The 15,690-nt window shown below is 67.5% G+C and carries 14 protein-coding genes; 5 read left to right on the plus strand and 9 right to left on the minus strand.

What is annotated here, in order from left to right; genetic code table 11:
• Positions 1–2 precede the first annotated feature (2 nt).
• Together lon and IPI67_06610 are read right to left on the minus strand one after the other, a co-directional pair.
• Positions 3–2,390, minus strand: coding sequence for an endopeptidase La (gene lon, locus IPI67_06605; protein ID MBK7579861.1), 2,388 nt, complete (start codon positions 2,388–2,390; stop codon positions 3–5).
• Positions 2,391–2,499: 109 nt separating this feature from the next.
• Positions 2,500–3,147, minus strand: a complete 648-nt coding sequence (locus IPI67_06610; protein MBK7579862.1) for a TetR/AcrR family transcriptional regulator — start codon at positions 3,145–3,147, stop codon at positions 2,500–2,502.
• A 215-nt stretch (positions 3,148–3,362) separates the two neighbouring features.
• Here IPI67_06610 and IPI67_06615 point away from each other — a divergent pair, with 215 nt between their 5' ends.
• Together IPI67_06615 and IPI67_06620 are read left to right on the plus strand one after the other, a co-directional pair.
• The gene (locus IPI67_06615; GenBank protein MBK7579863.1) at positions 3,363–5,465 is read left to right on the plus strand and encodes an SGNH/GDSL hydrolase family protein; all 2,103 of its coding nucleotides are present in this window, start codon (positions 3,363–3,365) and stop codon (positions 5,463–5,465) included.
• 126 nt (positions 5,466–5,591) lie between these two features.
• Complete coding sequence (locus IPI67_06620; GenBank protein ID MBK7579864.1) at positions 5,592–6,284, plus strand: hypothetical protein; 693 nt, start codon at positions 5,592–5,594, stop codon at positions 6,282–6,284.
• Positions 6,285–6,318: 34 nt separating this feature from the next.
• Here IPI67_06620 and IPI67_06625 read toward each other — a convergent pair whose 3' ends face one another.
• Together IPI67_06625 and IPI67_06630 are read right to left on the minus strand one after the other, a co-directional pair.
• Positions 6,319–7,278 (minus strand): hypothetical protein, encoded by a 960-nt coding sequence (locus IPI67_06625; protein MBK7579865.1) that lies wholly within the window; start codon positions 7,276–7,278, stop codon positions 6,319–6,321.
• Positions 7,275–8,147, minus strand: a complete 873-nt coding sequence (locus tag IPI67_06630) for a DUF455 family protein (protein MBK7579866.1) — start codon at positions 8,145–8,147, stop codon at positions 7,275–7,277. The genes IPI67_06625 and IPI67_06630 overlap by 4 nt, the downstream gene beginning before the upstream one ends.
• Positions 8,148–8,479: 332 nt before the next feature.
• Between IPI67_06630 and IPI67_06635 the strand changes: the two genes are divergently transcribed.
• Entirely contained in the window at positions 8,480–10,324 is a 1,845-nt protein-coding gene (locus IPI67_06635) for a hypothetical protein (GenBank protein ID MBK7579867.1), read from the plus strand.
• 100 nt (positions 10,325–10,424) lie between these two features.
• Here IPI67_06635 and IPI67_06640 read toward each other — a convergent pair whose 3' ends face one another.
• From IPI67_06640 to IPI67_06660, 5 genes are all read right to left on the minus strand, one after another.
• Complete coding sequence (locus IPI67_06640) at positions 10,425–10,631, minus strand: hypothetical protein (protein MBK7579868.1); 207 nt, start codon at positions 10,629–10,631, stop codon at positions 10,425–10,427.
• A 313-nt stretch (positions 10,632–10,944) separates the two neighbouring features.
• The gene (gene pdxH, locus IPI67_06645; protein ID MBK7579869.1) at positions 10,945–11,532 is read right to left on the minus strand and encodes a pyridoxamine 5'-phosphate oxidase; all 588 of its coding nucleotides are present in this window, start codon (positions 11,530–11,532) and stop codon (positions 10,945–10,947) included.
• Positions 11,529–12,974, minus strand: coding sequence for a PLP-dependent aminotransferase family protein (locus IPI67_06650; protein ID MBK7579870.1), 1,446 nt, complete (start codon positions 12,972–12,974; stop codon positions 11,529–11,531). Before IPI67_06650 ends, pdxH begins: the two co-directional genes overlap by 4 nt.
• Positions 12,975–13,065: 91 nt before the next feature.
• Positions 13,066–13,722 carry a queuosine precursor transporter gene (locus tag IPI67_06655; protein ID MBK7579871.1) on the minus strand — a complete coding sequence of 219 codons (657 nt, stop codon included), beginning with the start codon at positions 13,720–13,722 and terminating at the stop codon, positions 13,066–13,068.
• Between the two features lie 129 nt (positions 13,723–13,851).
• The gene (locus tag IPI67_06660; GenBank protein MBK7579872.1) at positions 13,852–14,625 is read right to left on the minus strand and encodes a hypothetical protein; all 774 of its coding nucleotides are present in this window, start codon (positions 14,623–14,625) and stop codon (positions 13,852–13,854) included.
• A 27-nt stretch (positions 14,626–14,652) separates the two neighbouring features.
• Between IPI67_06660 and IPI67_06665 the strand changes: the two genes are divergently transcribed.
• Together IPI67_06665 and IPI67_06670 are read left to right on the plus strand one after the other, a co-directional pair.
• On the plus strand, positions 14,653–15,069 hold the full coding sequence (locus IPI67_06665) for a hypothetical protein (GenBank protein ID MBK7579873.1): 417 nt from the start codon (positions 14,653–14,655) through the stop codon (positions 15,067–15,069).
• Between the two features lie 95 nt (positions 15,070–15,164).
• A complete protein-coding gene (locus IPI67_06670) occupies positions 15,165–15,683 on the plus strand; it encodes a hypothetical protein (GenBank protein MBK7579874.1) in 519 nt (172 codons plus the stop codon).
• The last annotated feature ends 7 nt before the right edge of the window (positions 15,684–15,690 follow it).

The following is a 15,690-nucleotide window of genomic DNA, read 5'->3' on the forward strand; positions in this document are numbered from 1 at the left end:
CTTCAACTCGCCAGCAGCGCCGGCGGAGCGTGGGGAGAGGCATCCAGGGCCGGGACATGCGGGGTGTCCTCGAGGGCTAGGGCGAGCACCTCGCGCATGTCACTCACCAACACCAGCTCCAGATCGGCACGCACCGCCTCGGGCACGTCCTCGAAGTCGCGCCGGTTCTTCTCGGGCAAGATCACCCGGCGGATGCCGGCCCGATGCGCCGCGAGCACCTTGGCCTTGATGCCACCGACGGGCAGCACCCGACCGCGCAGCGTCACTTCGCCGGTCATCGCGGTATCGGCCCGCACCGTGCGCCCCGACAGGAGCGAGGCCAGCGCGGTGAAGATGGTGATGCCGGCGCTCGGTCCGTCCTTGGGCACGGCGCCCTGCGGTACATGCAGGTGCAAGTCACTCTCATCCAAGCCTTCCAGATCGAGCTCCAGCTCGGCCGCGTGGCTGCGCAGGTAAGAGAGCGCCGCGCGGGCCGACTCCTTCATCACGTCGCCGAGCTTGCCGGTCGTCTCGAGCCGACCCTTGCCGGGCATACGCGAGGTCTCGATGAACAGGATGTCGCCACCCACCGGCGTCCACGCGAGGCCCGTGGCCACACCTGGCACCGAGGTACGCTCGGCGACATCGCTGGAAAACCGGGGACGCCCCAGGTAGCGCTCGACGTCGTCAGCCCCAACCCGAACCGCGACCGGCGCCGAGTCTTCCGCGCGGGCCACGTCCAGGGCGACCGAGCGGAGCAAGCGGGTGAGCTCCCGGTCGAGCTGCCGTACGCCGGCCTCACGGGTGAAGTCCCGCACCACCGCGCCGAGCGCCGCGTCCGTCAGCTCGAGCACACCCTCGGCCAGGCCGACCTCGCGCAGCCGCTTGGGCAGCAGGTGCCTGCGAGCAATGCCCAGCTTCTCGGGTTCGGTGTAACCGCTGAGCTCCACGATCTCCAGTCGGTCGCGCAGTGGCGCCGAGATCGTCTCGAGTGTGTTCGCCGTGCAGACGAAGAGCACCTCGGAGAGATCGAAGGGCACCTCGAGGTAGTGATCGGTGAAGGCTTTGTTCTGTTCCGGATCGAGCACCTCGAGCAGCGCCGCCTCTGGCGAGCCGCCCCAGCCGGAGAAGAGCTTGTCGATCTCGTCGAGCAAGATCACTGGATTCTTCTGGCCTGCCTTGCGCAGGGCATGGGCAATGCGACCCGGCAGCGCACCGATGTACGTACGCCGGTGTCCTCGGATCTCGGCCTCGTCCCGCACGCCACCGAGCGCAATGCGAACGAAGGGGCGACCGGTCGCGTCGGCGATGCTCTGACCGAGCGACGTCTTGCCGACGCCGGGCGGCCCAACCAGGCACAGGATGGTGCCGCGGGGGTTACCCGAGAGTTTGTGCACCGCCATGTGTTCGAGGATGCGTTTCTTCACGTCATCGAGCCCTGCGTGGTCGGCCTCGAGCTTGGCCGAGATCCCGCTCAGATCGAGGCTGGCCTCGGCGCGGCGATTCCACGGCAAGTCCGCCAGCCACTCCAGGTAGTTGCGGATCACGTTGGCCTCGGGCCCTTGACCCCCTTGGGCGTCGAGGCGGCGCAGCTCCCGCTCCGCGACCTTCGCCACCTCTTCCGGCAGCTCGGCCTCGGCGATGCGCTTGCGCAGGCGCTCGCTGTCACTCTCACCGTCCTCGTCACCCAGCTCACGCCGGATTGCCGAGATCTGCTCGCGCAGCACGACCTCGCGCTGTTTCTTCCCGAACTGCTCGCGCACGTCCCGATCGATCTTGAGTTTGAGCTCGTTGAGAGTCTTGGCGCGGGCCAAGAGTTGAATCACCCGCTCGAGTCGCGTGACCACATCCGAGGTCGCCAGGAGCTCGACGGCGTCATCGGCGTCCGGAAACAGCCCCGCAGCGACCCGGTCCGCAAACAGACCCGGGCTGCCATCGATGCTCGGGAGTTTGTCCAGCGCCCCACCGGACTCCTTGACCATCTGTTCGACTTGTTTCGCGAGCGCCTCGGCGAGCAAGCGCGCTTCGGGCTCGTCTTCTCGCGACTCTTCGACGAGCTTCGCGTGTCCCTTCCAGAACGGCTCGGTCGTCTCCAGATCGCTGAGCTCGAAGCGGTCGAGACCCTCGAGGGTGAGCTGGTAGGCGCGGTCGTTCTGGCGCTCGACGCCGATGACCTTTGCAACGGTTCCGTGGGGATGCAGGTCGGTGAACGCGGGATCACGCATCTGCCCCTGGCGCTGACTGACCACCAGCACCAGATCTCCGGCGTGGAGGGACAATGCCAGCGCCAGCGAACGCGGCCGCCCGACGTTGAAGCTGAAGGTGGTGCCGGGAAACAGCGCCCCGGAGCGCAGGGGCAGGACGGGCAGCGAGGAATTTGGGAGCAAGGCTCCGGATCGCAGGGTTTTCAAGGGACCTCCGTGATGAGCAGTGAACGGAAAGTAAATTCGTTCACGAGTTCGTCAACCCGTCCCCGGACAGATCATTCGCGAGCGGCGGCGCTCGGTCCGCGCGCGCGGCTCAGGCCCCGCGTCTTCGACCCGTCGTGTTTTCCGCCCGCACCAGCAGCCCACGCACGAGCAGCTCGTTCATCTCCTGGCACAGCGCGAGTGCATCGTTGCGGCGAAGGTCGAAGATCCACGGCGGACTCAAGCTGGTGTGAGCGCGCTGAATGAGCTGCGCCACCCGCGCCGGATCGTCCACGGAGAACTCACCCGCCTGTCTGCCTTTTTCGATCAGCTCGGTGACGTACGCCAGCTCGTCATTCCTGAACCGACCGTGCGCGCTCTTGACTGCAGCCGCGCTGCACAGCACCAGATCGCAGGAGTGAGCGCCCTGTCGCGAGAGCTCGAACAGCGCGACGACCCGCGCTTCGAGCGCTCGGCAGATGCGCTCGGCAAAGGCGCCTCGCGCGCCGGCGCGCTGCATCTCGGAGAGCACGTGGTGTTGGCGCCTGCCGGACAGCTCCCCCACGATGTCGTCCTTGGAGCCAAACTCGAGGTAGACGCTGCCGACACCAATGCCCGCCTCCCTCGCGATCTCGCCGATCGTGGTCTTCAGCGGACCGTAGTGGCGAAACAGCCGCTCCGCTGCCGCGAGGATGCCCGCACGGCGCTCCGGGTCAGCGCCGCGGGATTTCGCCGAAATCTTGTCTCGTTTTTGACGCATGCCGAACCCGTGAACGAAATCCTCGACCGCTCACAAGATAGCTTGGCTCGCGGATAAAAGGGAACGCCGGAGGGAGCGCGGCCGGCAAGAGCCGGGAGCGCTGCGGAGCGCTGCGCATGGCTCCGCGGGCCCGCCAGGCGCTCACGACGCCCGCGACTTTTCGCGCCTTGCGCCGGGTGTTTGCCGACCGGGCGGCGTAGACTCGGAGCCTGGACATGGGAGTCCCTGCTCCCCACAAACGCGCGCGCCACGGAGTTGCGCCACTGCTCGTCGCGGGTCTGCTCGCCGCGACCGCGCTGCGCTGCGGCTCCGGGAGCCCACCCCCCGCAAACGTGGGCCACCCCACCGCGGATGCCGGCATGCCACGGGCCCCCGAGGCCAAGGCGATGCCGCCCGTCACCCCGCCCCAAGCGCAGCCCACGTGCGCTGCGCTGCGGGTCGAGCTACCGGCGCTGATCGAAACGAAGCTCGACGTCCCGGTTCCGACAATCGTCGACGCGGCGCAGGCGTTGGCGCCGTTCCGCGAGCGCGTGGCCAGTCTGCTCCGCGGCCGCGCGAAGGATCACGTCCGCATCGCGGTGTTCGGCGACTCGAACATGACGATGGATTGGATCACCGGAGAGATGCGGCGCACGCTGCAGCAGAAGTACGGCGACGCTGGGCATGGATACATTGCGCTGGGGCGGCCCTGGAACTGGTACCGGCACATGGACGTCCGCAGCGGGCACCAACGGCTCGACTGGACACCCTTCGCCGTCTCCACCCATCCTTCGCATGACGCGGCCTACGGCTTCGCTGGGATCGCGGCGCGTAGCGAGCGGCGCGGCGCGGTCACCTGGGTCGCCACGGCGGACAGCTCGTCCCCGATCGGAACACGCGCCAGCCGCTTCGACGTCTACTACTTGAAAAAACCCAACGCCGGCGCGTTCGAGATCCGGGTGGACGGCAGCTCCGTCGCCCAGGTGGACACCGACGGCGCGACTCGCGAGGCCGGATTCGCGCCGTTTTCGCTGCCGGACACTGCCCACAAACTCGAGTTCGTCGCCACCACGGTCAAGCCGGTGACGCTGTTTGGCGTGACGCTGGAGCGGGGCGACCCGAGCTTCGTCGTGGACTCGTTGGGTGTCGGTGCGGTCAGCGGACCGCTGCTCTTGCGACAGAACAAGGACGTGATGGTCGCGGCCTTGCGTCACCGAAAGTACGATCTGATCGCGCTGCTGCTGGGCAGCAATCAGGTCTGGCCGGTGAAGTACGAAGCCTGGATGGCCGAGCTCATCGCGCGCTTCCGCGAAGCACAGCCCGACGTGCCAGTCTTGGTCATGAGCCCCGTCGATCAAGTGACGTCGGTCAAGGCAGTGCGCTCCGTCCCGGACATCCGCTTGGTGGCTCATCAGAACGAGAAGATCGCGCGCGACAACCACTGCGCCTTCTGGGATTTCCGCGGGGCCATGGGGGGCGAGGCCTCCATGGTGCGTTTCATCGCCTCGGGCCTGGGCCAGGCCGACGGAATCCACCTGACACAGCACGGCGCAAGTTACATGGCGCGGCGACTGCTCTACGCGCTGATGCGGGATACCGACCAGTGGCTCGAGAGCCATCCGGCGGCGGCGTGCTCGACGGAGCCTCCGCAGTCTCCGGGGCAGTCGCCCGCCGCCGCGAACCAAGAAGCCGGCGCGGCCGCAGCCGAAACACCGCCCAAACGCGCCTACTACCGGGTCGCGGCGATCGGCGATTCGCTGACTGCGGTGCGTTCGCGCGGCGGCAGGTACCTCGAAGATCAGCGCAAGAAGTGTCGCAAGAGCCGCTTCGACAACTACGGAGTGGGCGGCGAAAACGTCGCGCAGATGCGGCGGCGGTTTCAGCGTGAAGTGGTGGGCGATCCGCGCGCCAAGCGCCGGCCGAGGTACAGCCATGTGATCGTCTTTGGCGGCGTCAACGATCTGATGAACGACGTGAGCGGGGGTCGTTCGACCGCCAAGATCATCGCCGACCTCGACGCGATGTACACGATGGCGCGTCGGGCAGGGGCGCGGGTCGTGGGGATCACGGTCGCCCCCTGGGGCGGACTCGAGAGCCACTACAACCCGCGTCGGGCCGGAGCCATGCGCGAGGTCAACGACTGGATCCTCGCGCAGGCTCAGGCGGGCAAGATCGATCTGGCGCTCGACTCGGTGCAGTTGCTCGGCTGCGATGACGGCGAAAAGCTATGCGAGAGCTTCGAGTTGCCCTGGATCCGAGACGGTCTCCATTTCAACGAGGCCGCCCACGACAAACTCGGTCAGGCGCTGTACGACGCGAAGTTCTCTGACTGTCGCTGAACGCCGCCGGACGTGACGCACGCGGAGCGCACTTCATGAAGTGTGCGCCGCGCACGCGACCAGAGGTTCGCCGGAAATTGCGGCTGAAAACCCGCCGAATGTTAGCGTTCTCCGACGCCCATTCCGATGGATCTTCGCCGCTTCTTCTCGAACGCACTCTTGCTCGCGAGCGGCCTCGCGGTCGCGCTGTCAGGGCGCGAGGCGCGGGCGGAGGAAACACGACGGAGTGCCGGGAGCGAGGGCAAGTGCGCCTCCGTCGTGCACATTGGCGATAGCCTGACTGCGTACACCCAAAGAGCGCTCACCGACGCCTACGCCGCGGTCGGGGTGCGGGCCGTGGTCGACGCCCACGGCGGACGCGCGACCTTGCAGAAGCTCCGTGCGGATCCGAAGACGGGCAAACAAGCGGCGCGGGCCATGAGAGAGTCCGGCTTCGGCGGTTGTTGGGTGGTGGCGCTGGGAACCAACGACACCGCCAACGTCGCCGTCGGGGCGGGCTACACCCGCGCCAAGGCCATCGACGAGATGATGAAGGCGATCGATCCGACCGGAAGCGTCCGCGTCATGTGGGTGAGCTCGTTCACGACCGTGACCACCGGCCCTTGGTCCAACACCAACATGCAGCTCTGGAACACGGCGCTGAACCAGGCGCGCGAGCGCTGGCCCAACCTGCGGGTCTTCGACTGGGCGACCACCGCGGCCTCGGGTGTCGCGCCATTCGCCGACGGAATCCATCACACCCGCGCCGGGTACCAGGTGCGCAACAAGGCCATCGCCGAGGGCCTCGTGGCGAGCTTCGGGCCGGAGCCCAAGCGGTAACAGGCCGCTGCTTGGGCGTTCTTGATCGCCCCAGCTAGCCGAGCCCCAGCAGCTCCGTCGCACGTTCGTGCGCAATGCCGCGCGCGGGATCGAGCGCGAAGGCCGTCGCCCAGTCCATCGTGAAGCGGGCGTTGATCTCGCTCAGCGGGTTCAAGATCGTGCGCCCGGTGCCGTCGAGGGCACGGTGCCGGTAGGCGTCGATTCCGAACGGACCGAAGTAACCGGCCCGGACCAGCGCGTCGCCCACGATGCTCATCGTCTCTTCGAGACGTGCGTCGTCCTCCCGCGGGACCTCGCTCGCTCCGGCACAATCGGTGCGCGTCCATACACCGTGCGGGGTCGTCTGTTGAAAGCACGGTCGCGAGATCGAGACGTGACCGGAAACGTCCACCCATCCGGACCGCGTGTACTCCCGCACCACCTCGACCCACGGTTCGACGACCAGCGGTCCCCTGCGCAAGCTCGCCTCGAGCCACATGCGCTCAGCGTCGGATGGGCGCCCCGCATAGATGCGCCGCCGCCCGCGACCCGCGGCGCCAAACGTTCGGCGTACGAGCCAGCCGTTCGGCGCCGGGTGCGCGAGGCTCGCGAGCACCTGTTCGAGATTGTCCACGACCTGTTTGCCGAAGCTCGCACCTGCGATCGGGGTGCGCAGCTGCGCCGCGAAGGGCCGAGCATTGACCCGACGGAGGGTCTCGATGCTCGGCGCACGCACGGGATTCGCCCCTGCGGCCAGCAGGATCTTCTGTGCGCGGCGCGTCGGACACCAGGCAACCCCGGGGAGCCCACGCGCCAGCTTCGCCCGCTCGGTTCCGTGAAGGACCTCCTCTTCGGTCAGCACGATATCGCCTGGGGCAACCAGAGTTCCGATCAGCCGAGGGCTCTCGCGCGCGACGATCGCACGCAGGTGCGCCGAGGGCGTGTAGCTCTTGGCAATCTCGAGCTCGTGCTCCGCGTCGAGATTCAGGACCCATGCCCGCGGTCGCTCGCTCACTTGGGCCTCTTGCCCCCCACCGGCGGGACGGCCGCGAGGGCATCCAGAAACCCTGCGTCGAAACCGGCGCGTGTCCGCGAGTCGCGATTGAGTGGGCGCCCCTGGAGCACCGCAGGTGTCAGGGGTGCGGGCAGCGCCGCGCGCCAAGCTTCGAACGTGAGCGGGGCCCCGCTGAAATGCTCGAACCACTTCTTTGCAAACAGCACGTGTCCAATCTCGTCTCGGTCGACGTGCTCCAGGATGCGCGCGCCGCGTTCGTCGCCGGCCGCGCGGAACTGGCTCGCGAAACGCTGGGTATGATCCAGGTTCGCGCCCTCCAAGCCGAGACCCTGCAGCGCAACGAACGCGGCGGGGCTCGCGCAGGCCGGGACACGATCCCAGAACCAGTCGCGGACGGGGTACGCGCCGAACTCCGTTCCGAGCTCGCGCATGTGCCCCAAGTACAACTTGAGGTGCGTCAACTCCTCGGCGCACAAGCGCACGAGGCCAGCACGAAACGCTCGCGGTGCAGTCGGAAACCTGAGCAGCGCCCACGCAAAGAGCTCGGCCGCCTGCAGCTCGTGGTGGGCAAAGAGGTGGAACAATTTGCCGCGCGAGCGCGCCTCCGCCAGCGCTTCGGGGTGGGGCGTCCCGCGACTCTTTTCGATCAGGCGCAGTGCCGCGGGGCGCCCCGGGCGCTCGATGCAGCGCTCCTTGGGAGTGGACTCCCAGGAGCGCTCGTCGTCGAGCGCGGGCGGGCGGGCCGGAGAGAGCTTGGTGGACAGGTCCGTGCTCACGATGAAGTCGAAACACCAACGCTCGATGGTCCCATCGGGCGGAGCTCGCCCCGGTGCGGTCCAACCGTCGGCGCTGGTGGTTGCGCTGTTCATCGCGGGACAATGCTACTTCAGGCCGGCGCGAACGCCTCGACGCGGCGGTGAACGAGCGGTTCTGGCGTGTGCCGGCCGACGCCCGCGCGCCCCAAAGGCGGGTTTTGCGCTCGAAACGCCGAGGCTGGGCTTGGCGTGCCCAAGGCGGCCTGCACTAACGTGGGGACATGCGAGCTGCGCGGACCTGGGCGAGTGGACTCTTCCTCGGTGCGCTTGGCTGCGGACCCGCCGCCGCGCCGACCACGGCGCCAGAAGCGAGCGACCGAAGAGCTCCGTCGGGCGAACGCTCCGCCGCCCAGTGCCGCTCGCAGACGAGCCAATGGGTCGCTCGCGTGCATGAGCTGCGAGACGCTGGCCGTCTGGAGGACGCACTCTCTGCATCGAGACCCAAGCTCGACGGCTGCGCGAGCGCGGAAACAGAGCTCGCCGACGCGCGGCTGCGGGTGCTGCAAGAGCTGAAAGATCAGCGGGGCATACACGAGACCGCCCTCTGGCTCAGCCAGGCCAACGATGCGTCTCCGCTCGCGCGGGAACACGCCAAACAGGCGCTGAGCCAGGCCGGCGCTCCGATCGACGATCTACGGCTTGCGCGCGACGCCACGACCAGAGGCCTGCAGCTCACCTGGGACCAGCGCCGAGCGGCCCTCGACACGGCGCTCTTGGCGTACGAGCGCGCCACGGGTGAGCGCGCCGAGGCCGTCGCGCTGTCTCCGAGCAATAACCTGCAAGTCCTCGACGAAGGCACGCTGGTGGCACTGGCGCGGCCGACGCCGGGGCGCGGGTTTCAGCCCGTGGTGCTCGACCTCGTGGGCGAGCAAGGCAAAGTTCCGGTGGGAACCGCGAGGCGTGTGCTGCCAGCGACGGCCGGCGAGGTGCCGCGGATCTCCGTCGCTCCGAGCGGGCTGATCGTCACGAGCGCGGGCGGCAACGGGTTTGTTTACGCTTCGCCCAGCTCCGCGGGGCGGCCGCTGCCAAAAGCTGCCACGCATCAGGCGTTGAGCGGAGATCGCGTGGTCGTGGCGAACCCCGATTGGGTGCTGGTCGTCGCGGGCAATACCGGAGGCGAAGTCCTGTCGAAGACCCGCGTGTCCGTGAGCAGCGCGGCGCTCACTCGCGCGCGGCGCAGCCGGGACCGCAAGTTCTGGGTGGCCTGTGCAGCCGCCGGTGAGGAGCCCAGTGGCGTCGTGGCACTCGCCGCTCCGAGCGGTGTGCTCGCGGTGAACCTTCCGCCGGTTGCTGGCTGCGCGTTCGACGACAAACGCTCGAAGCTCGCCGTGCTGCACTCCACTCGACCCGCAGTGCTCGAGATCTTCGACTTGAGCGCGGGCACGTCGTCGCGCGTCCAGCTCCCCAAGCTAGGCGCGCCGGGGGAGACCCGCCTGGGAATCACCAGCAGCGAGCCAGCAGCCGTGTCGGTGAGCACCGACGACAAACACGTGTTCGTGAACCTGGCGAGCGGGCGAATGACAACCCGGCTTCCTGCCTCGAGACCCGTCGGCCCCCCCGCACTTCGCTCGGTCAGCGTCGGGTCCGCAGGTGAAACTCCCAGCTCGGTTCGGGGCCTGGAGCGGTTGGCGGTCGCCCCTCGGCGAGTGATCCGGCCCGCGTTCGCCACACTGCAGGCGTGGACCGCCAATGGCGTGATGAGCTTCGACGGCAAGACGGTCGCCGCTTACACGTCCGACCCGAAGTCCGGTGGCATCGAGCTCGTGGTGGCAGACGCTGCGTCGTTGAAAGTGCGTCACCGCATCGCGCTGGAGTATGGCGAGAACTGGCTCACCGCTTTCTTCATCGACAATCGTTTGTTGGTCGCCCAGTCATACCCAAATCACCAGGTGTTCGACGCGAACACCGGCGAGTATCTGGCCAGCATCGAGAACCAAGAGCCCGAGCTGCACTTCGATCGCTTCTTGCTCGAGGCCGGTGTGCTCTGGGACACCTCCCCGAACGTCAAAGCCGAGAGCCGCAAGCTGGATCTGGGATTCGTCGACGACGGTGAGTGGACCGGCAAACCGGAGCCGCGGACCTGGCAGGTCAAAGGCAAACCAGGCCGCCTCACCTTCGCTGACGACGGCGGCGTCCAGCTCGAGGGCATGGATGCACCGCGCTGGCTCTACTGCCGCTTCGGCGAGTGGTTGGCACCCTGGCCGGTGTGTGAGCATCGGCTCCAGCGCTGAGGGCGGCGCGGCGCGCGCACAAAAAAGAAGGGCGACCGCGAACGGTCGCCCTTCAAAGTTTGGAACGGTGCAACCCCTCAGGCGGGCTGCGCCCTTCTCCTCACTTCGCTTCTTCCTTCTTCTCCGCCGGAGCTTCTTCCTTCTTCTCCTCGGCCGCCGGGGTCTCCGGGGTCGCGGGGGTCTCCGGGGGCGTCGCCTCCGGGGCTGCGGGGGTCTCCGGGGCCTTCGCCTCGGGGGTCGCGGGCGCGCCGCCGCAAGCAATGCCGAAGGCGCTGAGGCAAACGAGCGAAACGAGAGCAGTGGCCATACGCAGATTCATCGAGGATCCTCCTGTGACGGGCCGACTTCGGCCCAGCATTCGAGCAGACGCGCGACTTTACTGAATCGGCTCGTGGGGGACCAAATCTGCGCTCACTGGGTGGTCTATCCGGTCCCGGGGCCTGCGCGGGCGAGCAGGGGAGCCGTCTAGAGCACCGAACAGGTTGAACGTCGCTTGTTTTCCGGGACTTGCAAGGTGTTCGGCGCTCGCGCTCGGAGCGCGCACGGCCGAAGGCCGGGGGTTTGGGCGCAGCCCCAACGTAAAGGTCCTAGAACACGAGCAGCGCAAGCTGATCGGTGTTCTAGGGGGCGAGGACTTCGTGCCGCCACCCGGCGGCATCCTTCCGGTACTGATGCCGAAAATGCAAGCGGTCCGGATCCGCGATCCAGAACTCGAACAGCGCTGGCTTCAGCGCAAACCCACCCCAGTGGACCGGTCGGGGCACGGGCGCTCCGGCCAGCCGCGCTTCGGCTTCGGAGCGCCGGGCGAGCAGCTCGTCTCGGGTGGTCGGGCGACTCTGCGCCGATACCAGAGCGGAGAGCTGGCTCGCACGGGGGCGGGTCGCGAAGTAGGCGTCCGCGTCCGAATCCGAGACCCGCGTGACACTGCCCTCGATGCGAACCTGACGTCCGAGTGCGGACCAGAAGAAGAGCAGCGCCGCTTGCGGGTTGTCGGCCAGCTCTCGGCCCTTGCGACTCTCGAGGTTGGTGAAAAAACGATACTCGCCGTCGACCACGCCCTTGAGCAGGACGGCCCGCACCGAAGGTTGGCCAGTCGCGGAAGCCGTAGCGAGCAACATCGCGTCCGGATGTTTCGGTGCGGTTGCCTCGTGCTCCACGTACCAGGCTGCGAAGACCGACAGCGGATCGGCGTGCGGTCCGAGGTTCACGCAGCCCTCGACATTTCCCGTAGCTCCTCGGCCAGGATCTCGAGCCCGCCGTGCAGCGTCTCGCTTCGAAGGTAGGCGTACCCGATGGGGAAGCCGTGCAGGTGCGGCTCACCCTGAAACGCCCGTGACATCAGGCCGATGCGCACCTTGCGCGCGAGCAGGCGCTCGGCAAGCGCTTGAAGCCCGAACTGGCGCGGCAACTCGAGCCAGATGAGCGGACCACCCCCGGGTGAGGTCCAGCGCACTCCCGCCGGCATCAGAGCTTCGAGCGCCGACAGGCAGCTCGCGTAACGCAGGTCGAGCTCGGCTTGCAGCTGGGCGAGGTGTGTATCGAAGTAACCTCGCTCGAGGAACTCACACAGCGCCGCTTCGATCAGCGTTGGGTTGCCGAGGGTCGCGACCCGTTTGGCGGCAACCAAGGCCGGAACCGTCTCCTCGTTGCCTGCGACGAAACCCAGGCGCAGCGACGGCAGCAGCTTCTTGGTGAACGAGTTGACGTACATCACGTTGCGCCCACCCAGCGCTCGCAGGGTGGGCCGGTATTCATCACACGACAGCATGTCGGAGCCCCAGTCGTCCTCCAGCAGCGCAAACGAAAACTCGTTCGCCAGCTCCAGCAAGCGTACGAGCTCGTGCGTCGAGTACGAGCGCCCGGTGGGGTTGTGAAAGCTCGTTACGGCGTACAATAGCTCCGGCCGCGCTCTTGCCAGCACCTCGCGCCACTCGTCGAACGGCACCGGTCCGAACGGATCGAGTCGCAGACCCGAGAGCTCCGCCCCCAACGAGGCGAACAGAGCCTGCGCCTGCTGATAGACCGGATTCTCGGTGGCGATGCGGCGTTTGGCCAGCGCCCTACACACGGCGTCCAGCGCTTGCTGCGAACCCGTCGTGATCACGATGTCCCCCGCGACGACGTCCATGCCCCGCGCGTGCAGGCGCTTGGCGATCACGTCCCGAAGCGGCGCGTGCCCCTGAGGGTCGTACAGCGAGTGGAGACCCGGCGTGTTCAGCACGCTGCGGATGCACTCGGAGACGCGCTCGCGCGGCAAGAGCTCGGGGTCGATGAAGACCATGCTGAGCTGCAGCACGTCGGGCTCGGGCGCGCGGGGCCGGTCGATCGCCTGCTCGAGCAGCCGTGCCCTCGGCGCATTTGTCACAGCAGACGCTGGTGTCTGGGCGGTACTCACGGCCACGAACACCCCGTCACGCTCTCGCGACACGAGCACTCCGCGCGCACACAGCTCGTCGTAGGCGGACTGCACCGTGTTCTTGGAGATGCCGAGCTCGTGTTCGAGCGCCCGCACGGGGGGCAAGCGTGAGCCGGCGGGTAATCGCCCCTCGGCCACCTCTTCGACCAGCGTGCGCACGATGTCTTCGGCGTTGACCTTGCGACGGCCGCCGGAGGGTCGGATGTTCACGCGCACGAACGGGGCTTTGGCCATGACGGGGCGAGCCTAACGAAAGTCGGGGAGAGACCCGAGGGACAGCCGCGAGAAATCCCCTGGGACAGCAGCCAGACATGGCTACGCCCGCTCAGGTTTGCAGTGAGAACGGCGTGAACTTGGTCTTGGTGTCGAAATAGTCCTCTCGCTCGGCGATCTTGAGCGCGCGCACCACCCGGTAGGTCAGCGGAGTCGCAAGGACCTCCCAACCGACCTTGATGCAGTAGTTGGCGATCATCACCGCAACGAGCAGCTCGTTCGACCACGTTCCATAAAAAGCGAGGGGGTAGAACACGAGCGTGTCGCAGGCCTCGCCGACGATGGTCGAGCCGATGGTACGCGCCCAGAGCATGCGCCCTCGGGTCATGACCTTCATCTTGGCCAACGTGAACGAGTTGGTGAACTCACCGCAGAAGTAACCGATGAGCGACGCCAGCGCGATGCGCCAGGTGGAGCCGAAGGCGGCCTCGATCACCGGCTGCCCCGTCCAACCCGCGGCCGGCGGCAGGTGGACGACGACCCAGCTCATGAAGGACGCAAACGCCAGCGCACCAAAACCCGCCCACACTACCTTGCGCGAGCGGGCGTAGCCGTAGACCTCGGTCAACACGTCACCGAAGAGATACGACAGCGGGAAGAACAGGTTCCCGGCACCGAACGCGAAGCTCTTGCCGAAGAGGTGAACCTCCGTGACCTTGCTCACGCCGATCAGGTTTGCGCACAAGAGCACGCACACGAACGACGCCATGATGAGATCGTAGTAGCGGTAGCTCTTCGCCCCCGGGTCGGTCACCCCCGCATTCGTCGCAGAGGTCGGCGCCGGCGCCAACGGGATTCGCGCTGGGGTCGCGGCCAAAGCGCGCGCAGAAGGCCGAGCTCAGCGCTTGCAAGTCGCGGTCTTGCCGGGTCCGCAGCCACAATCGCCACTGGTGAACTCGGCGGTCTGGCTGTAGCCGGCGGGGCAGTCATCGCCGCACTCGTTTCCGCAGCACACGTCGTGTTTCGGCGCGCAGACCCGCTCACACACCGTACCGTTGACGCAGAACACGGGGTTACACGCACCGCATTCGCTCAAGCACGTCAGCTTGCGCACGAAGTAGCCCGCCGGACAGATGACGGAGCCGCACTGGAGGATGACGGGCGCGGGGCTGGTCTGCATGCTGTGGGACACCCCCTTCACGGGGTCACAGCTGTCGTCGGTGCAGGTGTTTCCGTCGTCGACCACGAGCGGTTTGCCCGGCGCGCATTTCCCGCTCTGGTCGCAGGCCTCATCGCCGTTGCAGACGTTGCCGTCCGAGCACGAGGTTCCCGGCGCGGGGGTGTGCGTGCAAAGGTCACCCCAGCAGCCGTCGAGAGTGCAAGGGTTGGAGTCGTCGCAGTCATCGGCGGTCGCGCACTGGGCATCGGTCGTATTGGCGTCCCCCGCCTGACCCCCGGCACCGCCTGCGTCACTGCTTGCGGCCCCGTCGGGCTGCGAAGTCGGCCCGGCGAAACCATCGAGCGGGTCCAGAAAACTGCACGCCGTGAACGTGAGGGCGAGGAGCCCACCAACGAGAGCGCGCCGGATCAGCATCGAGAACTGGAAGTGTAGCAGGTTGGGTTGGCGTCCTCCGACGCTCGACCGATGCACACGACGTCGCGCGGGTTCCACGAGCGGGCCTGTGATAGGCTGGCGGCCGTGCGCCACTGGATCATTCCGCACCTCTTCGCGCTGACCTGCGGTTGTGCGAGTGATACCAGAGTGGTTCCCATCGTCGGACCGGATGGCTCGCCCATGTTCCACGTGAGCTGCGGCGCCAACGAAGCCCGCTGTTACCAGCTAGCGGGAGAGCGCTGCCCGGGCGGCTACGATCTGGGCCGCACGGCAGCGGGTCGCGGGAACTTTCTGCTTCGCTGCCGTCCACCGGGTTCTCCGCCGGGCAACGCGAACAGCTGGGTGACCGAGCTCGATCTCGCGCCCACGCCGTACGGTTCGACGGTCCAGGGGCCGTACAACGTGCCGGTCCCCGTCACGACTGTGCCTCCAGGTTATCCGCCGCTCGGTGGCGGCGGGCCACCCGCGCCGAAGCCGACCCCCGGCGACGTGGGGTACTGACCGCCGCTCTGGCTGCGAGCGCGCCCCGCGACCAAGCGAGCGCGCCACTCCGAGCAGCAGCTGGTGTCCACGCCGGGACGATGTATCGTCGGCGCATGCCGGCGAAGGAACCGAAGGCCGCGACGACACGACGCCAACTCCGCACCATTCGCCAGGTGCTCGGGCGACTCCAGACGAAGTGCAAGGAGCGCTACGACGCCGAGGAGGAGACCAACTTCTTTTCCATCGTCGTCGACGAGGGCGATCCGCTCGCCGAGGCTCACCTCGTGCACTACCCCGGGCTGGTGGCCATCTACGGGGTTTTTGCGATCAAACCAGCGAAGCGCCACCGCGCCGAGCTGCTGGCTTTTGCGAATGCGTTCAACGCTGCCTTGCATCAGGGCACCGCGGTCGTCCGAAGTGACGGCCGTCTCGTGTACCGAGCCGCCGTCAGTTATCGGAAGGTCAAGGACCTCGACCCCGGCTACGTGGCGGGGTTGATCGCCGACCTGTTCAGTGTCATCGATCTGATCGACCTGCCGCTGATCCTGGTGGCCAAGGGCAAGACCGCGCGCGCTGCCATCAAGGCGACCTGGGACGGGTCCGAAGAGGCGCGCTTCGCGCTGCCGAGCTGATACGGAG

Source organism: Myxococcales bacterium, assembly GCA_016706225.1.
Taxonomy (GTDB): Bacteria; Myxococcota_A; Polyangia; order Polyangiales; family Polyangiaceae; genus JADJKB01.